At 45.8% G+C, this 21,269-nt stretch carries 22 protein-coding genes; 8 read left to right on the plus strand and 14 right to left on the minus strand.

The window, feature by feature from the left end; all coding sequences use genetic code 11:
- Positions 1–671 (minus strand): hypothetical protein (locus MMG82_RS12805; protein WP_241406934.1); only part of this gene is annotated, 671 nt, incomplete at its 3' end.
- Between the two features lie 759 nt (positions 672–1,430).
- Here MMG82_RS12805 and MMG82_RS12810 point away from each other — a divergent pair.
- The 3 genes from MMG82_RS12810 (at position 1,431) to MMG82_RS12820 (ending at position 3,673) form a co-directional block, all read left to right on the plus strand.
- Positions 1,431–1,607 (plus strand): DUF1328 domain-containing protein, encoded by a 177-nt coding sequence (locus MMG82_RS12810; RefSeq protein ID WP_011626732.1) that lies wholly within the window; start codon positions 1,431–1,433, stop codon positions 1,605–1,607.
- Between the two features lie 22 nt (positions 1,608–1,629).
- Positions 1,630–1,824, plus strand: a complete 195-nt coding sequence (locus MMG82_RS12815) for a hypothetical protein (RefSeq protein WP_023267356.1) — start codon at positions 1,630–1,632, stop codon at positions 1,822–1,824.
- A gap of 154 nt (positions 1,825–1,978) precedes the next feature.
- The gene (locus MMG82_RS12820; protein ID WP_047536307.1) at positions 1,979–3,673 is read left to right on the plus strand and encodes a diacylglycerol kinase family protein; all 1,695 of its coding nucleotides are present in this window, start codon (positions 1,979–1,981) and stop codon (positions 3,671–3,673) included.
- On the opposite strand, the gene MMG82_RS12825 is transcribed toward MMG82_RS12820, so the two are convergent.
- The 3 genes from MMG82_RS12825 to MMG82_RS12835 all read right to left on the minus strand — a co-directional run bounded on the left by MMG82_RS12825 (position 3,666) and on the right by MMG82_RS12835 (position 7,092).
- Positions 3,666–4,322, minus strand: a complete 657-nt coding sequence (locus MMG82_RS12825; protein WP_047536305.1) for a hypothetical protein — start codon at positions 4,320–4,322, stop codon at positions 3,666–3,668. The genes MMG82_RS12820 and MMG82_RS12825 overlap by 8 nt on opposite strands.
- Positions 4,323–4,534: 212 nt before the next feature.
- Positions 4,535–5,611: an L-dopachrome tautomerase-related protein gene (locus MMG82_RS12830; protein WP_172591388.1), complete on the minus strand. Its 1,077-nt coding sequence runs from the start codon at positions 5,609–5,611 to the stop codon at positions 4,535–4,537.
- A 107-nt stretch (positions 5,612–5,718) separates the two neighbouring features.
- Positions 5,719–7,092: a sigma-54 dependent transcriptional regulator gene (locus tag MMG82_RS12835; protein WP_047536303.1), complete on the minus strand. Its 1,374-nt coding sequence runs from the start codon at positions 7,090–7,092 to the stop codon at positions 5,719–5,721.
- A gap of 253 nt (positions 7,093–7,345) precedes the next feature.
- Between MMG82_RS12835 and MMG82_RS12840 the strand changes: the two genes are divergently transcribed.
- Together MMG82_RS12840 and MMG82_RS12845 are read left to right on the plus strand one after the other, a co-directional pair.
- On the plus strand, positions 7,346–7,810 hold the full coding sequence (locus MMG82_RS12840) for a hypothetical protein (protein ID WP_047536301.1): 465 nt from the start codon (positions 7,346–7,348) through the stop codon (positions 7,808–7,810).
- Positions 7,811–8,081: 271 nt separating this feature from the next.
- Entirely contained in the window at positions 8,082–8,630 is a 549-nt protein-coding gene (locus MMG82_RS12845; protein ID WP_037425750.1) for a BON domain-containing protein, read from the plus strand.
- A 142-nt stretch (positions 8,631–8,772) separates the two neighbouring features.
- Here the strand turns inward: MMG82_RS12845 and MMG82_RS12850 are convergent, their stop codons facing one another.
- Both MMG82_RS12850 and MMG82_RS12855 read right to left on the minus strand, forming a co-directional pair.
- Positions 8,773–9,183: a DUF3224 domain-containing protein gene (locus MMG82_RS12850; protein WP_047536299.1), complete on the minus strand. Its 411-nt coding sequence runs from the start codon at positions 9,181–9,183 to the stop codon at positions 8,773–8,775.
- Positions 9,184–9,306: 123 nt separating this feature from the next.
- Positions 9,307–10,116, minus strand: a complete 810-nt coding sequence (locus MMG82_RS12855) for a hypothetical protein (protein WP_241406935.1) — start codon at positions 10,114–10,116, stop codon at positions 9,307–9,309.
- Between the two features lie 263 nt (positions 10,117–10,379).
- On the opposite strand from MMG82_RS12855, the gene MMG82_RS12860 reads away from it, so the two are divergent.
- Positions 10,380–10,622 (plus strand): hypothetical protein, encoded by a 243-nt coding sequence (locus MMG82_RS12860; RefSeq protein WP_037416640.1) that lies wholly within the window; start codon positions 10,380–10,382, stop codon positions 10,620–10,622.
- Positions 10,623–10,637: 15 nt separating this feature from the next.
- Here MMG82_RS12860 and MMG82_RS12865 read toward each other — a convergent pair whose 3' ends face one another.
- The 3 genes from MMG82_RS12865 to MMG82_RS12875 form a co-directional block, all read right to left on the minus strand.
- Positions 10,638–11,144, minus strand: coding sequence for a YgjV family protein (locus MMG82_RS12865; RefSeq protein ID WP_188871032.1), 507 nt, complete (start codon positions 11,142–11,144; stop codon positions 10,638–10,640).
- A 136-nt stretch (positions 11,145–11,280) separates the two neighbouring features.
- Entirely contained in the window at positions 11,281–11,889 is a 609-nt protein-coding gene (locus tag MMG82_RS12870; protein ID WP_224022175.1) for a Crp/Fnr family transcriptional regulator, read from the minus strand.
- A 4-nt stretch (positions 11,890–11,893) separates the two neighbouring features.
- A complete protein-coding gene (locus tag MMG82_RS12875) occupies positions 11,894–12,520 on the minus strand; it encodes a fumarylacetoacetate hydrolase family protein (protein ID WP_241406936.1) in 627 nt (208 codons plus the stop codon).
- A gap of 208 nt (positions 12,521–12,728) precedes the next feature.
- Between MMG82_RS12875 and MMG82_RS12880 the strand changes: the two genes are divergently transcribed.
- Positions 12,729–14,756: a methyl-accepting chemotaxis protein gene (locus tag MMG82_RS12880; protein WP_241406937.1), complete on the plus strand. Its 2,028-nt coding sequence runs from the start codon at positions 12,729–12,731 to the stop codon at positions 14,754–14,756.
- 120 nt (positions 14,757–14,876) lie between these two features.
- Here MMG82_RS12880 and MMG82_RS12885 read toward each other — a convergent pair whose 3' ends face one another.
- The 4 genes from MMG82_RS12885 to MMG82_RS12900 all read right to left on the minus strand — a co-directional run bounded on the left by MMG82_RS12885 (position 14,877) and on the right by MMG82_RS12900 (position 19,585).
- A complete protein-coding gene (locus MMG82_RS12885) occupies positions 14,877–15,890 on the minus strand; it encodes a succinylglutamate desuccinylase/aspartoacylase family protein (protein WP_037416636.1) in 1,014 nt (337 codons plus the stop codon).
- Between the two features lie 69 nt (positions 15,891–15,959).
- Complete coding sequence (locus MMG82_RS12890) at positions 15,960–16,499, minus strand: MarR family transcriptional regulator (protein ID WP_241406938.1); 540 nt, start codon at positions 16,497–16,499, stop codon at positions 15,960–15,962.
- Between the two features lie 174 nt (positions 16,500–16,673).
- Complete coding sequence (locus tag MMG82_RS12895; protein ID WP_037416634.1) at positions 16,674–17,237, minus strand: alkylphosphonate utilization protein; 564 nt, start codon at positions 17,235–17,237, stop codon at positions 16,674–16,676.
- A gap of 134 nt (positions 17,238–17,371) precedes the next feature.
- Complete coding sequence (locus MMG82_RS12900; protein ID WP_241406939.1) at positions 17,372–19,585, minus strand: TonB-dependent receptor; 2,214 nt, start codon at positions 19,583–19,585, stop codon at positions 17,372–17,374.
- A gap of 230 nt (positions 19,586–19,815) precedes the next feature.
- Here MMG82_RS12900 and MMG82_RS12905 point away from each other — a divergent pair, with 230 nt between their 5' ends.
- A complete protein-coding gene (locus MMG82_RS12905) occupies positions 19,816–20,523 on the plus strand; it encodes a DUF2461 domain-containing protein (RefSeq protein ID WP_172590063.1) in 708 nt (235 codons plus the stop codon).
- A gap of 86 nt (positions 20,524–20,609) precedes the next feature.
- Here the strand turns inward: MMG82_RS12905 and MMG82_RS12910 are convergent, their stop codons facing one another.
- Positions 20,610–21,221 carry a TetR/AcrR family transcriptional regulator gene (locus MMG82_RS12910; protein WP_240292268.1) on the minus strand — a complete coding sequence of 204 codons (612 nt, stop codon included), beginning with the start codon at positions 21,219–21,221 and terminating at the stop codon, positions 20,610–20,612.
- Positions 21,222–21,269: the final 48 nt, after the last annotated feature.

A 21,269-nucleotide genomic window follows, 5' to 3' on the forward strand; every position in this document is an offset into this window, starting at 1 on the left:
ACATCAGTAAGCTCTAGATTCAGCCCTGTCAGATCTTTATCCTTAAAGTCACCAACAAACTGCGTCCAAGTTAGATCCTTTAAACTTGCCTTCATTAAAGCACCAAGCTCATTTAACACTCGTTGTTTATAATCTTTTGATGTAAAAAAATCAGTTGGGAAAGATGACATACTACACTGGGCATTTTTATTATAATCAAACTTTTGATCAAACTTTGCAGATGGCGTTTTCTTATTTAAATTGCTGTTATCATATTCTCCAGCATAAGTCACAATTGATTTCGAACTAAGTTGAATGAATGAATTATCAATTTGATAAAATATGTCTAAATCATTCTTCTCACCTTGTGTTAATGGTAATGACTTTATCTCACTGCCACCCAATTTTCCCGTGGATTGGACAATAAACTTGCTTGCAATTTTTGCAGTGGGATTTACTACAATCATTTTTTCATTTTGCTTATAACAACCCTTTTCGTCTTGAGAAGCCCCTCCTTTTGATGTTGTAAAATTACAGTTATTCGAAAGAGCCTCTTTTTTCACTAAGCTAATAAAATCTGCATTGCTACAATTATGACATACGTATGCTGCAGTCTTTGAGGTTATGGAACCATATGAAAAAAAGCTGATAAGCGGAAAAATTAAAAAAACACCATGAAAAAACTTTAACATCCTCATTTACAATTTCGTCCAAACTCTATTAAAGATATAATATTGCCATGTAGCCTTAGTACATAAAATACATCATTAGTATAAAAATCACGACCACTGTGAAGATGAAAAATTATCTTTTAAAAAATAAATGTAGAATCTTTAATTCACCTACAAATTGCTCTTGCTTTAAATGACTTGAATGAGAGTTATCAGAACGCGAGACAGTATCCAAGGCAATAAATTGAGTTAATTTAATTCAAGAATGGCATGTTTCGGACGAGATAAGTCATCCCGTAGTGCTTGGGTGGTACTCAGCAGTGATAGTTTTCGAACTAACACCAATAAGTAGCTATCAGCTAAGGTGAAAATTCTGGACAGAAAATATTACTACCCATTCTAAACCAACAACATCATACCCTCTCGGACTCCTCCAAAGCCATTATGCTGTTTCTCACAATTTTCTAATGGCAACTCTTACCGAATCGCAGGTAAAAATTGCCTATCTCGCTTATATCAGCAAATACTCCCGCCAATACGACATTTAAAAATTACACTAATAATCAGTAGATTAACCAAGAATTTCAAAGTTGGCATTAAGCTCGCAATATCTCCTTTGTGAGTTTATTGCGGGATTGAGTGATAACGGTATGTAAGACGCAACTTAGCACATTCAACTTACTTCACTAGCTCTCAACAACGAACTCCACTAGCTCACTCGACGTAAACATGCAGAGTGAGAGAAGACAGAAAAACCGAAATAAGACAAAGGAGGCGGCTATGTTAGGTTGGACCTTAATGTTTCTGGTTGTGGCCATTATCGCCGGACTGTTTGGATTTACGGGGATCGCTGGCGCCGCAGCGGGGATCGCAAAGATTATTTTCTTCCTATTTATTGTATTACTTGTGATTTCCCTGCTGGTCAATGCCCTTAAGGGCAAGGCACCACGCGCTTAAATTGGATAAAAGGAGAATCAATATGAAACCTATGACCATAATTACCACTGCATTTTTAGCCTTATTATTAACCTTTGGATTGTCAGCCTGTAGCGACAACCACGCCGAGGATGCAGGCGAAAAAATCGATGAAGCCATCACTGATACCGGCAATGCAATTGAAGATGCCTGTGAAGAACTGAAAGAAGGCGTTAAAGCGAAAGATACGCGCTGCTAAAACGGATGACAGCGAGTAGTGAGTCCCACAAACGAGCCTATCAGGATAACCACAGTTCAATTGAGTACCACCGAGCCACTTTATCGCGACAGTCATTGGTTACGATAAAGTGGGTTTCCCTGAGGCTCGCCGTTTATCGATGGAGGAGATGCCAATGCTGAGTAGGATCCACATTAAGTATTTCTACCTGTTCGGAGCGCTGTTATTTGGCTATTTCGCCGTAACGGGGCACTCCCCTATCCTCACCTTTATTTGGGCATGGAGCAGCCTATCCCTCGCCCTTGTCGGCTCGGCCTATTGGTTTAATCTCGCCAGTATTTTTAGAAAACGTCAGGATGGTTCCATCCCTTGGTATATTCGTTGGGGCTTTATTCCATTTTTACTAGGATGCCGACTCTATAATCTCTGGGCGCGGCGCCGTGATAGCGTGCCTTCAATGCAAGCCATTGATAAATATCTGTACTTGGGTAGCCGCTTAAGCGCTGCCGATTTACCTAAACTAAATCGTTATGGCATTACCGCCATTTTAGATGTCACCGCCGAATTTGACGGCCTCGATGTGTCCCTGTATGAGGATCATATCGACTATCTGAATATCCCTATTCTTGACCACAGTGTGCCGACTAGCGCCCAATTAAATCAGGCGATTAACTGGTTACACCGTCAAGTACGCGCCCAAAAGCGGGTATTAATCCACTGTGCGCTCGGCCGCGGGCGATCCGTAATGGTGCTGGCCGCTTATCTTGTGTGCCGCCGCCCCGAGCTCAGCTTTGCCGAGGTGCTGCAACAGATTAAAAGCATTCGTAAAACCGCAGGGTTAAATCGCTGGCAACTTAAAGCGCTGGAGCAGATGTACACTCAAGGGGAAATCAAACTGCATAAGCGAGCCTGGATTATCGCCAATCCCGTCTCTGGCGCGGGTAAATGGCAGACCCATGGCGAACAAATTTGTACTGAACTGAAACGCTATTTTGAGGTGCAGTTAGCGCTCACCACGCCAGAGATTAGCGCCCAAACCCAAGCGAAAAAAGCCCGGCTTCAGGGCGCCGATATCATCATCGCTTGCGGGGGCGATGGCACAGTCACTGAGGTCGCTGCGGAGATTATCGACACCGATATCACCTTAGGCATTATCCCGTTAGGCACCACCAATGCCCTGTCACACGCCCTCTTTGGTTTAAGCAGTAAGCTGAATGCTGTCTCCCAAGCCCTTGATAATATTATCCAAGGCCAGACACAGACCATAGACACGGCGCGTTGCAATGAGCGACTGGTGTTGCTGCTGGTCGGCATTGGGTTTGAGCAGCAAATGATTGAGTCGGCGAGCCGCGAGCGTAAAAATGCTCTCGGCCAACTCGCCTACCTCGATGGTTTGTGGCGCGCGGTGAACACCAACACCAACCTCGAGTTGCAGCTAACTTTAGATGACCAAGCCCCAATGACAGTGCAAACCCACAGCCTAGTGGTTGCCAATGCCGCGCCTTTTACCAGCTTACTCGCCCAAGGTAAGGGCAAACCCAATATGACCGACGGCTTGTTGGATATCACTTGGTTAGATTCAAATAATGAGCCGAATGAACAGCTTATCAGTTTGGCTGAACTGGCTTTTACCGGCTGGATTAAAGAGGCCGCCAATAGCGACTCTGGAACCTCGGCCAACACAGGCAAAGTGAAACATGCCCACGCGAAAAAGGTGAAGATCAGCAGTCAGCCCCAATGCAAGTATGTGATTGATGGCGAGATTTGTGAGCCGGAGGAACTCAATATTGATATCCTGCCCGCCTCTTTGAAGGTGTTTGTGCCTTATCAAGAATCGACTGAAAATGCTATCGACCCAAAAATCACGTAAATGACACTATCGCGATGTTTATTAAGATAAAAACAGCAAGCGCAATAAGCACTCGCATAAAATTAAATTCACTCACTTTGGGGTGGGATTTTTGAGGACTATTGCTAAAATCCTGAAACTTACAGCCTATCGCTTGCGCGCATTGCTGCAAAACTTGCTGTAATTCCTGCTTGTCAGTGCTGTTAGCCAATTTCAATTGACTCCCTTTAGGCTGCTGCACTTGTAAATAGGCGAGATAGTGATCGACCGTATCTTCCGCTTGGCGGTTACGGTCGAGCTGGTGCCAATGGGTTGTTTGTAGCAGATAGAGTTGCACAGCATTAATATCTGAAAAGGCATAGGCGCGCCAACGCCACAATCCAGGCGACTTCCCATTGAATACACCTTTACCGAGCCACAATTGCTGTCGCTCGGTATCTAACCAAGATTGTTGCCGAACTAACGCTAGCGGCAGTACAGGGAACAACAGAAAAAATGCCACCCAACCAAGCACAAGCCGTAACACGGGCTCGGGTTGTAACCAGGCCGCCCTCGCACAAAGCAATCCAAGCACTAACAAGGCAACGGCAAAAAACCACAGTAGAGGTCGGTACTGGGTACTCAACGCCTTGAGATAAAGCGCACTCTTAGGAGGTTGATTAAGTGTCACTGAACTTGTTCCTTGTTCCAAAAATTATCTCACCATCTCAAATTGACCTGTGCTAGTAACAATATGAGGCATTGATAGTTTACACAATCAACACCTAACTTATTTTTAGATCCTTTCGAGTTAAACCAACGACTCACATCAATGGAAATAACCGTTGCGATATCGCTCATACTGCAACGAAAAGCTGCAACTTTGCAGTTGCAGCTAAGGTGTTATTGACCCGCAGCGGTATCCTCACCAGTCCAGAGTCGCATGATGCGATAAGGTGGTTTGGCTGTTTCAGCTTCGCCATTAAAGGCTTTTGCTTTATGCAATTGATTCACTGAAATATATAACCAGCCCGTTTCACCAAATTGCACACTATCGGGAAAATCCAGTAGTGGAGAACTGACCGCTGTTGATAGCGTACCTTTGTTATCTAACATAGATATGGCATTGTGGTTCAAATTGGTGAAGTAATGATTACCTTGTTTGGACGTTGCAGCGCCATCTGACACTGGCTTAGCTCCGACTAATTTTACAGTCGCGATAATTTTATCATTATTGCCTGTTTGTAAAGCCGCAGTCGATAACTGATACCAGTGAGTACCATTCATTGCACCATAATAGAGTGTACTTCCATCGGCAGATAAACTGATGGGATTGACCGCGACACTAGCAACCTTGCCATTAAACAATGTTGTTTTGTTATCTATGTTCATTACTGCATCCGCTTCGGCCTGCAGCGAGCTATGACCTGAAAAACGTACGGTATGACCATCGTCGATACGCACTGCTAAGAGGCCTGGGTTGGCGATATCGGCTAAATAAATCCAGCCTTTTTGTGAATCGACAACCAGATCCTGCATAAAGCTGCCTTTGGGCGCGAGTGCTTGTGGTAGGACAATTTGTTTATATAGACTGCCATCCTTAATGTTGAATCCCCAAATCCTCGTCTGACCTAATTCTAACCCCATATCTGCGGTCCAGAGGTGTCCAGCTTTGTCCTGAGCAATCCCTAATAAGGTATCAAATTGAGTCATATTGGCAGTCGAAGCTTTTTGTAAATCCATTGAAGGCCAAGCTTTGTAAGCATTGGTTTCACGATTAACTTCAATCAGTTGTAAACCTGACGGCGTATCAAGTGGATGTACCGTGGCAAAAATCCGACCTTGTGCAGTGACACTGACATTGCCAGGTCGTATTGGCAATTCAGCGACTGTTTCAAGACTTCCTACCGCTGGGGTAGCGTTTACAAAACTACTGGCAGTCAAAGAAAGCCATAATGCTGTCGTAAATAAGTGTTTCATATTCTATCTCCGCTTTTCTGTTTAAGGGCTGTAGAATAGGAGTTATTATTTACAAAAAAAATAGTGTAAAAATCGGCTCTGTTTCAATATTAATTTGATAATCAGCACTATTCCGCCGTCGGCTCACCCGCTTCGACTTGTTGCTCGTACTTGCTGAGCTTGTTGTAGAGGGTTTTTACACTGATACCAAGCTGCTCGGCGGTGTCGGTTTTATTGCCCTGACTCGTTTCAAGCGCTTGGTAAATGGCGATTTTTTCCAGCTCCTCAAGGCGCATACCTTGGGGGATCACCACATTTTCCTCCGCAGTCGTCTCTTTTTCCGCACTGGGCGTCAGCTGTAAATGCTCAGGGGTAATCTCATGGTCCGCCAGAATATAAGCGCGCTCAATAGCATGCTTTAACTCGCGCACATTCCCCGGCCAAGCGTGGGCCGCAATCGCCTCTAAACTTGAGGACGAGAACACTTTGCTCTGTTTTTCCGCCGCATTGCGATAGGCCAGAAAATGCTTCGCAAGTCCGACTATATCTTCCCCGCGCTCCCGCAATGGCGGCACTTGAATGGGGAAATGCGCTAAACGAAAGTACAAATCTTCCCGCAGTTGCCCTTGCTCAATCGCCACTAAAGGATCGCGGTTTGTCGCCGCCACAATGCGCACATTGGCCTTGAGAACCTTAGGGCTGCCGACGGGACGATATTCATTATTTTCGAGCACTCTTAATAGCTTAACTTGATGCTCGATGGGCATTTCGGTGACTTCATCGAGGAATAAGGTGCCGCCTTCGGCCTGCTCAAATACCCCTTGGTGATCGCGAGTCGCGCCGGTGAAGGCGCCTTTAATATGGCCGAAGAGTTCACTATCGACCAATTCTGGGCTCAAGGCGCCGCAGTTAATCGCAATATAGGGCTTATTCACCCGCGGGCTGGCTAAGTGAATGGTATTGGCGACCAGTTCTTTACCCGCGCCACTCTCACCGATAATCAACACATTGCTCTCGGCGGCCGACACGCGGCGGATAGTGCGGTACAAACGGTGCATAGGTAACGAGGAGCCCACCAGCAAACCATATTGGTCTAACTCGCTAGCATAGGGACGAATGCGCGTCGAGGTATTGGCAACCAGATGCTGGGCAAAATCGGCTAAGGTTTCGCACAGCAAGGACATATCGATGGGTTTACGGAAATGGTAGCCCGCGTATTTGGACAATAGTGTATCGAGGTGAGGATTCGGCAGGCCGTCGGAGAGGAAAATAAACTCCACATCCGCAATAGCGCTGGACTCGAGTAAGGCTAAGTAATCTTCACGGCTAAGACGGGGCAGCTCAATGATCGCCACATCGATACGATTGGCCTCCAGCTGACTAATCCAAGATAAATCATCGCTACTGCGTAGCTTGTTGTAGGTCTGCGCGCCCTCGAGCTTCACTAATGCCTGCTCGGTTTCGACGTCCTGTAGATGATAGAAAAGCGTTGGTCGGATCATCTTGTGCCACTCCCTGTGAATAAGGAATCACTGTATGCCAGCTGTGAAACTTTAACAATCTTAACGGTAAGAGTTGCCGACAATAGTCGGCCTACTGGCGACAATAGATAAATATCATCAGTTAAATCAAACCATTAACTTATCATTAAAAAGTGAACGAAATATGCATAGAAGCTGAATGAAACTGATATTTCCATGAAAATGTGGGCAATCCGTGTCGGCGGAGCTGCCCAAACTACCACAGGAGGTCGTTATGACGTCTAATGTTGCGCAACATCAGACCGAGCTGAGCGCCGATATTAAGCTGGTTAATGAGTTAATCGAGCTGACGCAAACCGGCGTGGATTTTTATACTCGGGCCAATACCACTGTCGATGACTACAGCCTAAAACGCATTTTTATTGCCCAAATCAACACATACCAAGGGATGTTGGCGCGATTTAGGCAACTGCTCGCCCAATCATTACAGTACATAGGCCCGCACTCGGTGCCGCCGTCGCAGACTCGGCCCTATGCCGATGTCGATGCTTTACTTATTAAACAGCAACTCGCCGATGCCCTCACAGTGCTCTGCGAGCTTGAGCGTCAGCGCCTTAACCACCTCAAACAGTTAATTAAAAAAGCCAATCACCCAAGGTTAATCAGCCAATTGGCCGAGGATATTGCTTGGCTACAAATCCATTTGGATACCTTACACCTGCGTAGCCAAGCCCTGTAAGGCAGCAATGCCAGCCAATAACGCGGCCAACTGAGCCGCGTTTTTGTTGCCTGCGATCTGGCGATTCTTAACGCCTATCTTGCTTAAGCCCAATCGCTTTATCACCCTCGGTAATATTTACATTTTGTCGGTAAAAAGCGCCGAGCTTGCTTTTGGATTAAACAGTCGAAACGAGCCGAAAACAAATATAATTATCTTAAAATCAATCAGATAAAAATATTGGCACGATTCACGCTTTAGTCCCTTCGAGATAACAACGGAGGATATCATTATGAAAAACACGACAACTTTAGCCTTAACCACCTTACTTGTCGGTTCTATCAGCTTAAATGTGACCGCCGCACAGGATTGGAAAGACGATGCCAAAGATGCTTGGCTCGATGGCAAGGCCGAAACGACTTTGTTGCTCAATACTAACCTCAACTCCTTTGACATTATGACCGACGTGAAAAACGGCCATGTGACCTTAACCGGTAAAGTGGAGAGCAGTGTCGATAAGGCGCTCGCAGCGGAGCTGATCAAAAGCTTGGACGGGGTAAAAGGGGTTGAAAACAAATTAACCGTGATGAATGAAAACGAGAGCACCAGTGAGGTAGTGAAGACCTTAACCGACTCTAAGGTCGCAACTGTGGTGAAAACCCGCCTGTTGTTCTCGACCGACGTTTCTGGCACCCAAATTAATGTAGACGTTGCCGATGGCGTAGTGACCTTACAGGGTGAAGTGGCCAGCGATGCCGAGCGTCAATTAGCCCTGACCATTGCCAAAAATACCGATGATGTGAAAAAGGTCGTCGATAAGATCAAAGTCAAAACCTCATAATGGTCTTAACATTCAGCCCTTGCTAATTCAGCTCTAGATACTCTTGATAACTCAGATGTTGGTATTAGTCACTCGGGCAAAAACCACAAAACCAGCTTCGGCTGGTTTTGTTTTATCAGCGCGATGTTATGTTAATCATGCCTTAGGCTTCCTGTTCAAAGCAGAAGCTAAATTCATAAAAATGCTGACCGTTTTCAATGCTTATCGCCATAGTGCCATATAGCCCTGTGAGTTCACCCGCGCCAGAATGGGGAACGACCTCAAGGTGTAAGCGGTTTTGTCCATCGGTCATAATGCCAAAATGTTGCAGCACAAAACTGCCCTGTCTGCCGCACAGTTTACCCACGACTTGTTCAATCGCCACATAACCAGCAGAGCCTTTTACCGCGGTCATGGCACTGAGCATTTCGCCTTGGCTGCGGGCCTCTAGCTCACCATAAAAGGTTTTATCTAAAGTCATTCTGCCCAAGTTCACACCACCCACACCTGTGGCATAGGCATTCTCGGGATTGAGCTTAACATCAAATTTGCCTGTGACTTTGGTCATTTCCATAACACGCTCCTTGTTTTAATTTTATGCTTTATGCCAAAACCTTCGCTTTCCGGCCGCTAGATGAAATAAATACCTCAGCCGCAGCTGAGGTAAAATTAACTTAGCATAAGCCCCGCTCTAAACCTAATGCAGCGCTTTGATTTCTGATTCACTGACACCGATTTTAAGGGTTTTAATTACAGTTGGCGGTGTTGTCATGGGTTGATCAGCCGCCCTCTCACGGTAAGTAACAGCAACTTTAAATGGGGCTTCAAAGGGATAAACAGGTTCAATATTATCGACCTCAATACGATCGCCAATAAATACACTGCCTAGGTGCTGCACACGATTTTGGCCATAATCTAGGCTAAACAAGCCGAGATACCAGAACACACCTGAACCTTGGTTAGTCACAATAAAAGGCGCCACAAAGGGCATGGTTTGCTGCTGTGGATCATCCTGTAATGGCGCATCACTTTGGGTATCAGGCTCTAAAGCGGGGTCAAAATTAAGCGGAGTAACTCGTAAATAATCTAATAACACTCGGCCTTTAGCCTCGCCATCCTGATAGTCCCCAATAGCAAACTCCGTTTGTTTAACGTTAATAAAGTGGGTTAACACTACGGCTTTGTGGCTGTCCGGTAAGCTCACTTCAAATTTATTAGCGGTATTTAAACTAAACAGCTTAAGCATCACTTCCGAGGCATTAGCAACGGGCTTGACTTCACTGGGTACCACAGATTCAAGCACATCTTCACTGCTTAATAATTTGGCTTCTTGGGCTTTTGCCTTAGCATCAGCCTGCGCCATGGCCTCATCGTATTGCAACACTTGGCCATCTTCCATGACCATGTAAATATCATCATTGGTCATGTTAAAGCGATAAACTCCCACGGCAAGAATACTCAGCACTAGGACTGTCGCCGCGATGGTGACTTTAACAAACATACTCATTTTTCTCCCCCAATAGCCTAAGTGCTGTATCATTTGCGCTGATGGCAAAACCAGCCTTGCTGATAGCATCAAAAAATCGCTCTTTCTACAAGGCCAAAATCGCATATTTTTGCTTTAGTCAGCACAAGTTCAGCAAGTTAACCCATGCTGGCATATATATGATTCAGCCTTTTCATTAATGTTCGCAATCGGGCTATAATTCCTTGGCTTAAACGACACCAGCAGTCTTAAACAACGATCGAGTATTAAGGATTTAATTGCCAATGACCAATGCCTCTACTAGCCCATTTGCCGTGTTAAACCAAACCACGGCACACTCGTTTAATGAACAGAAAAACTTAATTAAGCGCGTCTTTAAGGGCAAACCAGTGCAATGTCCAAGCTGCAATCAAACCCTCAAAGTCATCTTGCCCGAGACCGCCAAAGCCGAGCAAGCCGCAGGCATTTTCTGCCCTAAGGGGTGTACTGATATCGAACTCGATATGGAAGCCGTGACGGGGATTTAATCGACAGCTTTCGCATTACCATGGGGTTAATTTCTCGCGAAAATAATGGCGATAATATCCCACTAAATTGCTGCCAATAAACAACATTTCCATTAAGACCGCCACTGGCGAGCCTACTAAGATATTGTGGACTAACCAAAAACTGGTGCCGACTATCATCAGTAGCCGCAAGTCTTTATCACGCTGACAAAATGCCGCACGGGTTTGAAATAGTGTACCGATACAACTGATCACACTCACAAGCCCGCTGAAGGTCAAGCCGCTCATCAACACCGCCGCCCCACTAAAACCCCACATGGCCTTTTTAGACGTGGTAAAAATACTGGTGAGGTAACGCACTGTGGCAATCCCCATCAATCCCGCCGCAGTCCATTGCGCTAACAAGCAAAAGTGGATTGAAATCAAGATCCCCGACATAAATAAGCAAGCGACAATGCGTTCGCGCGCTTTAAATTGAAACGATATCACGTCAAATACGATGGCAATGGCCACCAACAATTGCGACAGAGTAAAAGCATCCACAATAGGCTCCTTAAAAGTTCGGTATAGGCTTAAACGTCGCCCAACATCAAACGGATTTGCTTGAATTAGCAATCGCTAAGGAGCATGAAGGGAATCACTTTTAGGCGCATTAACTTAAGTTAATTGGCAGGAAATTTTACGGCGAATCTTGTAAACGTTTACGGATACGCGACAAGCTAATGGCGGTAATACCAATATAATTAGCCAGTTGGGCATGGGTTAAGCGCTCAACCCAGAGGGGAAAATATTCGAGTAAATGTAAGTAACGCTGCTCTGGCGTATTGAGGAGTAAAAAGGCTTCTTTTTGTTCTTTATACAATAACTGCTGTTTAAGTAGCGCAAGTTGTACCTGTTGCATAAATGGCTCATTTAGCACGGCAAGTGGTATTTGCACTAACCTGCAAGCACCGACGGTTTCTAACTGATAGGGCGCAACATCCTGCTTTAGCCAGCTGCTATATAAGAAACAAAGCTCTCCTTCGAAGTAAAACTCCTTGCAGCGCTCACTCCCCTCTTGGGTATAGTGGCAAGCGCGCACTATGCCATCCACCACAAAATAGGCAAAGGTTTGGTACTCGCCTTGGGATAATAAGCGCTCCCCGGGCTGACATGAAAACGCCCTTGCTTGGGTGAGCAGCAGTGCTAAGTGATCAGGCTCCGCCCCTAAAGCGAGCAAATATTGCCAAAGGGGTTTGATTGCCTGCTCAGTTGCCGCCTGATGAGCCGATGCAGAGTGCGCCGTCATTGCATCACCGACTTTGCCATTCACATTCGACCAAGGGCACTTGGTGTGACGCATCCTTTAATCCTAAGGTCACCTTAAAGACGCGATTCGGTGGAATGATGCCGACGCCTTTTGGGGTGCCCGTCATCACAATGTCGCCATCTTGTAAACTAGTAAAGCGTTGCAACTCAGACAAAATGGTTTGCGGCGGATAGAGCATTAAATCAATATCGCCTTGTTGGGTTAACACCCCATCAATACTTAAGCTAAATTGAAATTGCGCGCTCGGATCATCAATCGCAACAAAAGGGCTAAAAAGCGCTGCACCATCAAAGGCTTTGGCTTTTTCCCACGGTAATCCCTTGGCCTTAAGTTTGCTCTGTAGTTCCCGCTTAGTCAGATCCAGCCCCACGCCCACATGGCTAAAGCGCCCCTGCTGATACAAAAAACACAGCTCGGTTTCATAGTGCAGCGTCTCACCAAGGTGCTGGGAATTTAATTGAGTACTTATGGCCGAATTAGGCTTAAAAAACAACACCATATCATCGGGGATTTCATTGCCAAGCTCATGGATATGGTCAACATAATTACGCCCAATACAAAGGATTTTGCTGGGAGCAATAGCCTTATTTTCTAACATCACCGTTTTCATTAACGCTCCTTTAAACATCAGCGGGACAACATAATTATCCAAGCCTTCTTCGTTGAGACTTTACTCTGACAACTCTCTGCTACACTTATTTTTATACCCCAATAAAAACAAGCAACTAAGTACTTGTACTACGGCGTATTCTTCCCTTGTCCACGCGATGTTATCGCCTTATTTGGCTGACATCATAGACGAAAAGGTCGATGACTCAATGTTAACACTCAGTATCAAGCAAAAAATGCTCTTAAGCTTCAGCGCAATTGGTATCCTGCTCTTAGCTGGCAATAGCTTCTTCTACTATTCGCTCTATCAAGTTCAAATCAGTTATAGCAATATCGAGACACTCGCCATACCGGTTCAGAAGCAAAGCAATAACTTACAACTTGTGCTCGTTAAAATGTCGCGCCTTGCAACTTTAGCCCATAGCCAAAATGACACCGCAGAGCTAATGCAAAGCCAAAAAGGATTCAATGCGCTAGAGCATAAATATCAAAGTATTGAAAACGAGCTGAAACAGATGGTTAGCGACCAACCCCAGATGCAAGCATCACTGAATGAAGCTCAAAAACGCTACCAAGCCTACCAGCAACAAAGCCAAGATATGTTTAGCGCTAAGCTCGCGAACGAACAAGCAAAACAACATTATCAAACACTTTTTAATCAGTTTATTGAGGCAAAAACGCAAGCAAGTAATGCAATGATCGATTTAGAAACGATCTCATTGCCCGATAATCCGGCACTTTTGGAGGAGATAATCGGAACAGGAACCCGCATTGACGATATGCTTTACACATTAACCAACACAATGTCAGAGCTAACGCATGCTCAGGATTCTCATTCTATAAACTCGCATAAACAGGATATAGCCCTATTGCTAGGGAATCTAAGTACTAACTTTACCTTTTTAAAACAACAAGCTTCGGGGATAAACACCCTAGGATTGCTGGAGATTTTTGAGCAACAAGCCACCATATTCAATCGGTTACTTTCAACCCCAGGCGAGCTATATCTGGCACAACAGCAAGTGGTTGATAATCACACTCAAGCAGAACAGCATTTTAAAAATACGGAACAAGAATTTAATGCCAATACCCTTGCGTTAGATAAATTATTAGCCCTAGCTGACAGACGTTTTAGTCTGTTGCAAAACATTGCAAATGACGATATTCAACGCGGTCAAACATTGGCCATTGTACTAGCAGCCATGTTTGTGTTTATGGTCAGTTCAATATCCTTCTTTACCCTAAGGGCCATGTTAGTACCACTCACCTTGGCAAATAGTGCTCTGGCAAACATTGCAAGGGGAGACTTATCCAAGAGAATACCTAAACGTCACAATGATGAATTTGGGGTACTTATTGATAATATGAATACTCTTTGTGATGATCTGGCTAAATTATTAACCCATATCAGCAATGACGCCCACTCTTTAGATAATTCAGCCACACAAACACATCAGCAAGGTCAAGACATCGCTAATGCAGCTACCGCACAAATTGAGCGCATCAATGGCACGAAAGCCTTAACAGAACAAATGTTTACCAGCTCTAACCTTGTTGCAGAACAAGCCAGTAGTTCGGCAACAGAAATCACCCAAGCATCGAAACATAGCCAACAAGCACAGCTTATTGCCGCCGATAATCAAGCCAAAATAGCGGAGTTAAGCACAAAGCTAAGTGATTCTGTTGCTATCATGTCGCGCCTTAGTGCACACAGCCACAATATTGGTGGGATTCTCACCACCATTAGTAGCATTGCAGAACAAACTAACCTACTCGCCCTCAATGCCGCCATCGAAGCCGCAAGGGCTGGCGAACATGGTCGAGGTTTTGCGGTCGTTGCCGATGAAGTACGCTCATTAGCCTCAAGGACACAAGCCTCAACCGCCGAAATCCAACAGATGATCTTAGCGTTACAGCAGGAAACTACCACGGCCTCAACGGCCATAAGCTCAGGGCAAACACAAGCCAACGACTGTGTGGAGCAAAGTAAAACACTCCACCATGCCATAGCACAGATTGAAGTCACACTCAGTGCCATTAATGAGATGAGTTTACAAATTACCCAAGCAGCCCACCAACAACTCGATTACAGCCGACATATTGAGTCCAGTATGGGGGAGGTCGCCTTCGCGGCAGATCAAAATGCCCATGAGGCAATGGATATGGCAAAACGCAGTGACCAAGTGACTCAGTTAGCCCACTCGCTCACCCGCTCTGTCGAACGCTTTACACTGTAGCAATAAGTGCATTGATACTTATATGGCTAAATGTATCAGAGCCGAGATAACCACATAAAAAAAAGCAGCCATCAGTAAACTGATGGCTGCTTTTTTAGCAAACACTAGCAGAATAACAGCCTAAGCATATTCCATTAAAAACTCATCGAGTTGCTCGTTAGCAATTTCGATCTCATCGCCTTCGAACTGCGCAATATGAAACATGCCCTCGCCTTCATTCGTCACAGGAATATTACTGATCCCGATGATAATGCCATCCGTTGGCGCGCGGATCGCCACACTATCACCGCCATGCGGACTGACAATATGGGCAATAATATAGCCCTTATTAACCCGTTGACCGAGTTTGAGCTTCATATTGACTAAGCCATCGGACTCACTGCGGATCCAATAGCTGCGTATCGCACTGACACTCGCAATCTTGTTACTGACTCGCCCCTTGAGCATACCAAGGCTACGCATCACATTGAGCACGCCCTTAAGACCCGACTTAATTGCAAGCTCACTAAAGCGCAGCGCCTCGCCCGCCTCATACAAAATACAGGGAATGCCCTGCTGATTCGCATAGCCGCGCATCGACACGCTACGCGCCTTAGAGTGCATAATAAGCGGTGCGCCAAAGGCATTCGCCATGGCTAACATAGTTTCATCACCGGTATCGCAACGGATTTGCGGTAAGTTATCTCTATGGATAGCCCCCGTATGCAAATCAATCACATGGGTTGCATGGACTAATAACTGAGTAGCAAACAGGTTGGCTAACCGGCTTGCCAACGCCCCTTTACTGGAGCCTGGGAAGCAACGGTTGAGATCGCGCCTATCGGGTAAATAACGGGATTGTTGAATAAAACCAAACACATTGACTATGGGCACCACAATCAGAGTACCGGCTAAATTTTTAGGGTTAACCCGTCCAAGTAACCGCCGACAGATCTCAATACCATTGAGCTCATCGCCATGGATAGCAGCACAGACTAAGAGTGTCGGCCCAGGTTTGAGGCCGTGAAAGACTTCGACATGAATATCGAGTTGGGTATCGGTATAAAGCTTGGCAGCGGGTAATTTAATCCCCATTTGCGTACCCGCAATGACTCGTTTGCCTTCAATCTCAAACGCTTCGCGTTTTTTAACCATGGTCACTCCCTGATATGCATTGCGCTGTATGTGATAACTCTAGTATTAAGCCTTAACACGCCCAAGCTATTATTCGCCTTCAAACTGGGTTAACCAGTGTTTTAAAATTTGCTGCAATGCCACACGCTCAGCAGTCTGGACCCCCGATAATAGCGCGCTCTGACATTGGATATGTTTGGGGAGCGCAGCCTCAATCAGTGATTTACCTGCCGAAGTGAGCGAAACATGCACGGCGCGGCGATCTTCCTTACAGTGCTCACGGGCAATCAAGCCTTTATTTTCCAGCCGGTCTAAACGACTGGTCATGGCGCCTGAACTTAACATCATGCTTTGATACAGCTGCGAAGGCGATAAAGTATAAGGCTTACCTGAGCGTCTGAGTGTCGCGAGCACATCAAACTCCCCCTGACCTAAGCCAAATTCGCCGTGGCATAAGGCGATAGCGTTTTCCATATATTTGGTCAGCCTTGCGATGCGCCCTAACACCGCCATGGGGACTAAATCCTCTGTCACCCCTTCAGCCCGCCACTGGCCGAGGATTTTATCTAATCCATCTTCAACTGAAGCCGACATTTGCTTTGCGTCGAGTAGTTGCGAGTCGTTTGCCATAGGTTTATCTCTATATAAAGATTCTTCACATGCTAACCATTTTATCGCCTAATTTAATGATTTGTATATGTGGCTACTTTTAGTGGGTAGATAAGATTAAATTCTGCATAAAAAAACCGCCCAATTTATACAAATTGGGCGGTTTTACGTTTAAGCAAGTTTAAGCGAAATGACTTAAGACTTTTTCACAAAACAGGTCAGGATCACAATGCGAGTACCATTCACACGACCTTCGATATGCTCTGGATTGTTGGTCAACGAAATATTGCGTACTGCGGTGCCACGTTTTGCCACAAAGCTGGTACCTTTGACGTTAAGATCTTTAATGATGACCACGGTATCGCCGGCGTTAAGCACGGCACCGTTGCTGTCTAAAGTCGGTGGCGTATCATCACTGGCGGCAGCGGCTTCGGCATCACCCCAAGCGCGTAAATCATCTTCAAGATACAACATATCGAGCAGATCCTGCGCCCAGCTTTCACCGCTTAAGCGTTTTAGCATGCGATATGACATCACTTGAACCGCAGGGACTTGGCTCCACATGCTGTCGTTCAGACAACGCCAGTGGTTCATGTCCATAGTATCCGGCGCTGCGATTTGGCTGCTGCAATTTTCACAAATCATAATCTCGTTTTCATGACCATCGGAAGCCGGTAAGTCATAAATAGAGAGTTCGACGTCACTTGCGCAGAGTTCACATTTGCCGCCACAGCGAGTTAGCAATTCATTTTCAGTCATTTTTTCTGTCTACATGCGTAATAAAACGCGGATTATGCCATAAATTGGCTTTTCACGGCAGGGGGGAAGGCAAGATAACCCTATTTTTTATATGAGTTATCTATTTCTTCACCCTTAGAATTGCCATTTAATCCTTAAAATTCATAAGCTAAACTGAGTCTGACATCTCGCCCCGGCGCGGGGATACCATCCGACAGAAACGGCGTCACCTGCTGATTTGTGAGATTTTTTGCCATTAAACGCACGCTGAGCCCTTTCAGTGTTTCTTGAGGCTCGTAGGCTAAATATATATTTTGTAAGAAGTAATTCTCACTTGGGGACTCTGCATTAAAAATATCACCTTCAGGCACATTATCCTGCGCATCGTACCACGTCCCCTGCCAAGCAACTGAAATGTCATCAGTAATATACATACCCACACGCAGGCGAATATCCAGCGGCGCAATGTTGGCAAGGTATTCGTCCTCGCCTTGACTATCTCTGAGCGATCCCCTGTGCTCCCCCTCTAACCAAGAAACGGCTAAGTCACTGAAGAAATCCTGATAACGATATTGGGACTCGAGATCGGCGCCGTAGATGTCATAACCGTCGAGATTTGTATAACCACTTTGAATCGCTTGATTTGGGTCGGACTTTGCACCGCGGCGCTGGGCAATATCGTCCCGTCCCAAGTTGGCAAATAGGGTCACTTGGGTTGAAAGCGTATCTTGGGCGGCAAAAAGACTCGTTTGCTGCGTCATTAAGCCCAGTTTAAAGGCGTGCAGACGCTCCACATCAATATCTCGACTCGTGCCAGTAATACTCGCCTTGGCGTATTGCACCGCATAGATTTCATCGACCACTGGCGCTTGTAAGCTGTAGGCGTAATCGAAATTCACTCGAGTATTCGCTGTTAACTGGTAGTCGATTCCCAATCGCGGTGAAAAGCCCGAATGGTGGGTCGAACTGTAGTCGTGTCCCGCCTCGATATCGTTGTAATCAGGGGCAATGTTGGGGCGGCCAATGCTGTAGATAAAGTCATACCGTAGCGAAGGAGTGATGGTCAGCTCATCCGTCACACTAATCGTATCGCGCAAATAGACTGCATAGGTATCCTGACGCCCTTCGGGCTGATAGTAAGGAGTGTACCAACCGTAGTTTTTCTCGGGATTTTTCTCATAACTTTTGTTAAAGACCATTGAATCCCTATCGAGACTGCGGAACTGCAATCCAGTAGTGATTTCATGATTACCAACAATACTTAAGTTGTTGATGTCAATGTAGTCACGCTTGTAATCCAACCAAGATTCATGGCCGAAGTTGCCGACGGAGACTGTCATCTTTTCCCACGCGATTGGCGGCCTGACCCAATGGCGTGCATTGGCAGAATGGGAAACCACAATTTGGGTATCAATTAAAGGATTACTTGGGGAATAGCGATAATTCGCCGACCAGGTATTGTCTTCATAGGTGTTGTAGGCCGTGGTGGCATAGAGCGCCAGTTCATAGGAGCCATATTTACGGATGTTATAATCAGAAATCGCGGGCATAGGACCGCGGCGATTAGCCCAAGGCTTTCGGCCTTCGTCGAGATAATGGGTCAGGCTCAACATGAGTTGATGGTCACCTTGCTCATAATCCAGTTTGCCAAGGTAATTATTTTGCTCATAACCTGAGTATTCAAATGCTTCACCATTGGCGAGCGTCACATCCCCCGCATCACGGCGGGTGACATGCAATAAACCTGAAAGTTGTTGATTCGCTCGTCCATAAACCGTTCCCGTGTAGCTTTTGGCGTCGTTATTACTGGCGTAACTGGCTTTGACTCGGCCGCCAAGGTTTTGATTGTAATTTAAAAAATCATCAGCAGATTTAGTCACAACATACATGGAGCCGCCAAAGCCGCCGTTACCTGAGCGGACATCGTGGGCCCCTTTAATCACTTCGACTCGCTTGATTAAATCGGGATCTAAGAAGAACGACCCATAGCGATACTGCTCAAATCCCACGGGGGCGTTATCGACATAAATGTTGAAATCTTCGGTTTCGCCAAATCCCCATACGTTAATGCGCTCGCCGCCACTGCGAGTACCACCATCAACATGGGCACCGGCCATATCATCGATAACTTCAGCAAATGTGGTCGCTTGCATCTCTTCAATTTGCTCCATCGAGATGATCGCCTCGCCCGGCTTAGTCATAGTGGTCGCTCGGCGGTATTGCTGGCCATGTACTTGTAATATCTCAATTGGCTCGACCTTAGGCGCTCCTAATACTTCCTTGGCATTGAGTGGCAACGCGGGCAATACGCTTAAGCCCAAACAGCCCATGATTGCTTTTGATATCGTGCTCTTAGGTTGATATCCCATCTCCCCATCCCCTGTTACATAGTGTAAAAAATAGGGCGGCATTATAGGCATCAATGTCAAAGATGAGAATAATTCTCACCTGGCTTTACATGTAAATCACAACCTGATGGTAACTGCAGGGAAATACTCGAAGAATTTGCAATATCCACACACATTTGTTCAACTCGCACTAACCTGTTTTGACTAACAGTCGGAATCTCAGTCTCAAGCACCTCAAAGGTTTTATGGATATGACTAAGCTCACCGCACAACCTCAAACCGAGTTGGCATTTACCGCTGCCAGCTTAGATTTTCTCAAACGGCTTTCGCTCAATAATTCCCGCGACTGGTTTAAAGCTCATCAGGATGAATATGAAGATAACGTCAGAACGCCCGCACTGCGTTTTATCGAACAAATTCAGCCTCATATAATTGCGATTTCACCAAGATTGACCGCGGTAGCCAAAAAAGTCGGTGGCAGCTTAATGCGCCCGCAGCGCGATAGCCGTTTTAGCAACGATAAGACACCCTACAAGACCAATGTGGGGATCCAGTTTCGGCATTTTCAGGGCAAAGATGTGCATGCGCCGGGGCTGTATTTACACATTGCCGAAGACGGTTGTTTTATTGCCGCGGGTATTTGGCACCCCGAGTCGAAGGCGCTCAATGCGATTCGGACTTGTATTGATGAAAATCCCAATGGCTACAAAAAGGCGCTGCAAACCTTAATAGACCATGGATTTATGATGGATGGTGATAGCTTGACTCGCCCGCCAAAGGGATTCGATAAACACCACCCCATGCTAACCGAGCTCAAACGTAAGGACTTTATCGCGCTAAAGCCAGTCCCCTTTGAACGGCTCTGCCAAGCCGATGCCGCCCGCTACTGCGCCGAACAATTCGCCCACTGTAGCCAATTAATGGCCTACTTGTGCTTTGCCCTCGAGTTGGACTTTTAAGTTTCTGTATAAGTGGTTGCATCAGTTTTGCGGTTCACGAGGCCAAGCATTGACTTGGTCTCATACTTATCGGTTTAACCTACGCCCTATTTCACATAGACGGGCTTAAGTGGCGTCAGCGCGAGACTCTTAAGATATTCGCTTAATACCGTAAATGCATTATCCAACAGGGTGTATTCCTTCGCCTTACCTAACACTCTAATCCCTTGTAATTGAAGCACTAAAAAAGCCGCTAGCGACTCAGGCTGAACCGATTGAGATAACTCACCCTGTCGCTGACTGTAGCGTAAAACATCGGTAAAGTTAGTCTGCAACTGGGCAAATAAGCGCTGGCACTCTTGCTGCACGCAGTCATCATCGAGACATTTTTCTAATACTGCATTCTGCATAAAGCAGCCATACTCTTGCTCGCGCTGCAAGGCCACAAATCGCGCTAAATAGGTCAAGATCTCATTCAATCCCGCCTGTGCATGCAGGATTTTCTCCTTTGCCCCAAAGGAATAATGGTCAAGATAAAAACGTAAACATTCACGATATAAACTCTGTTTATCACCAAAACTGTTATACAAGCTGAAGCGATTAATCCCTAAGTGTTCGACCAGATCGGCAATCGATGTCTCGGCAAATCCCTTCTGCCAAAATAGCTCCATCGCCTGAATGAGCTTTTCTTGTCTATCAAAATTACAACTGCGTGCCATGGTTCAAACCTACATTGATGCCTGTATTAAACGGAGTGCATACGGCAA

It is taken from the genome of Shewanella sp. MM_2022_3, assembly GCF_022557375.1.
In the GTDB taxonomy this organism is placed as follows: Bacteria; Pseudomonadota; Gammaproteobacteria; order Enterobacterales; family Shewanellaceae; genus Shewanella; species Shewanella xiamenensis.

Excerpts from the sequence above, each read along its gene's own strand:
- MMG82_RS12820 (WP_047536307.1), top strand. The coding sequence starts at position 1,979 with ATGCTGAGTAGGATCCACATTAAGTATTTCTACCTGTTCGGAGCGCTG.
- MMG82_RS12875 (WP_241406936.1), bottom strand. The coding sequence starts at position 12,520 with ATGAAAACGGTGATGTTAGAAAATAAGGCTATTGCTCCCAGCAAAATC.
- MMG82_RS12855 (WP_241406935.1), bottom strand. The coding sequence starts at position 10,116 with ATGAGTATGTTTGTTAAAGTCACCATCGCGGCGACAGTCCTAGTGCTG.
- MMG82_RS12835 (WP_047536303.1), bottom strand. The coding sequence starts at position 7,092 with ATGATCCGACCAACGCTTTTCTATCATCTACAGGACGTCGAAACCGAG.
- MMG82_RS12880 (WP_241406937.1), top strand. The coding sequence starts at position 12,729 with ATGTTAACACTCAGTATCAAGCAAAAAATGCTCTTAAGCTTCAGCGCA.
- MMG82_RS12845 (WP_037425750.1), top strand. The coding sequence starts at position 8,082 with ATGAAAAACACGACAACTTTAGCCTTAACCACCTTACTTGTCGGTTCT.
- MMG82_RS12850 (WP_047536299.1), bottom strand. The coding sequence starts at position 9,183 with ATGGAAATGACCAAAGTCACAGGCAAATTTGATGTTAAGCTCAATCCC.
- MMG82_RS12890 (WP_241406938.1), bottom strand. The coding sequence starts at position 16,499 with ATGGCAAACGACTCGCAACTACTCGACGCAAAGCAAATGTCGGCTTCA.
- MMG82_RS12870 (WP_224022175.1), bottom strand. The coding sequence starts at position 11,889 with ATGACGGCGCACTCTGCATCGGCTCATCAGGCGGCAACTGAGCAGGCA.
- MMG82_RS12905 (WP_172590063.1), top strand. The coding sequence starts at position 19,816 with ATGACTAAGCTCACCGCACAACCTCAAACCGAGTTGGCATTTACCGCT.
- MMG82_RS12830 (WP_172591388.1), bottom strand. The coding sequence starts at position 5,611 with ATGAAACACTTATTTACGACAGCATTATGGCTTTCTTTGACTGCCAGT.
- MMG82_RS12815 (WP_023267356.1), top strand. The coding sequence starts at position 1,630 with ATGAAACCTATGACCATAATTACCACTGCATTTTTAGCCTTATTATTA.
- MMG82_RS12910 (WP_240292268.1), bottom strand. The coding sequence starts at position 21,221 with ATGGCACGCAGTTGTAATTTTGATAGACAAGAAAAGCTCATTCAGGCG.
- MMG82_RS12810 (WP_011626732.1), top strand. The coding sequence starts at position 1,431 with ATGTTAGGTTGGACCTTAATGTTTCTGGTTGTGGCCATTATCGCCGGA.
- MMG82_RS12900 (WP_241406939.1), bottom strand. The coding sequence starts at position 19,585 with ATGGGATATCAACCTAAGAGCACGATATCAAAAGCAATCATGGGCTGT.
- MMG82_RS12840 (WP_047536301.1), top strand. The coding sequence starts at position 7,346 with ATGACGTCTAATGTTGCGCAACATCAGACCGAGCTGAGCGCCGATATT.
- MMG82_RS12860 (WP_037416640.1), top strand. The coding sequence starts at position 10,380 with ATGACCAATGCCTCTACTAGCCCATTTGCCGTGTTAAACCAAACCACG.
- MMG82_RS12895 (WP_037416634.1), bottom strand. The coding sequence starts at position 17,237 with ATGACTGAAAATGAATTGCTAACTCGCTGTGGCGGCAAATGTGAACTC.
- MMG82_RS12885 (WP_037416636.1), bottom strand. The coding sequence starts at position 15,890 with ATGGTTAAAAAACGCGAAGCGTTTGAGATTGAAGGCAAACGAGTCATT.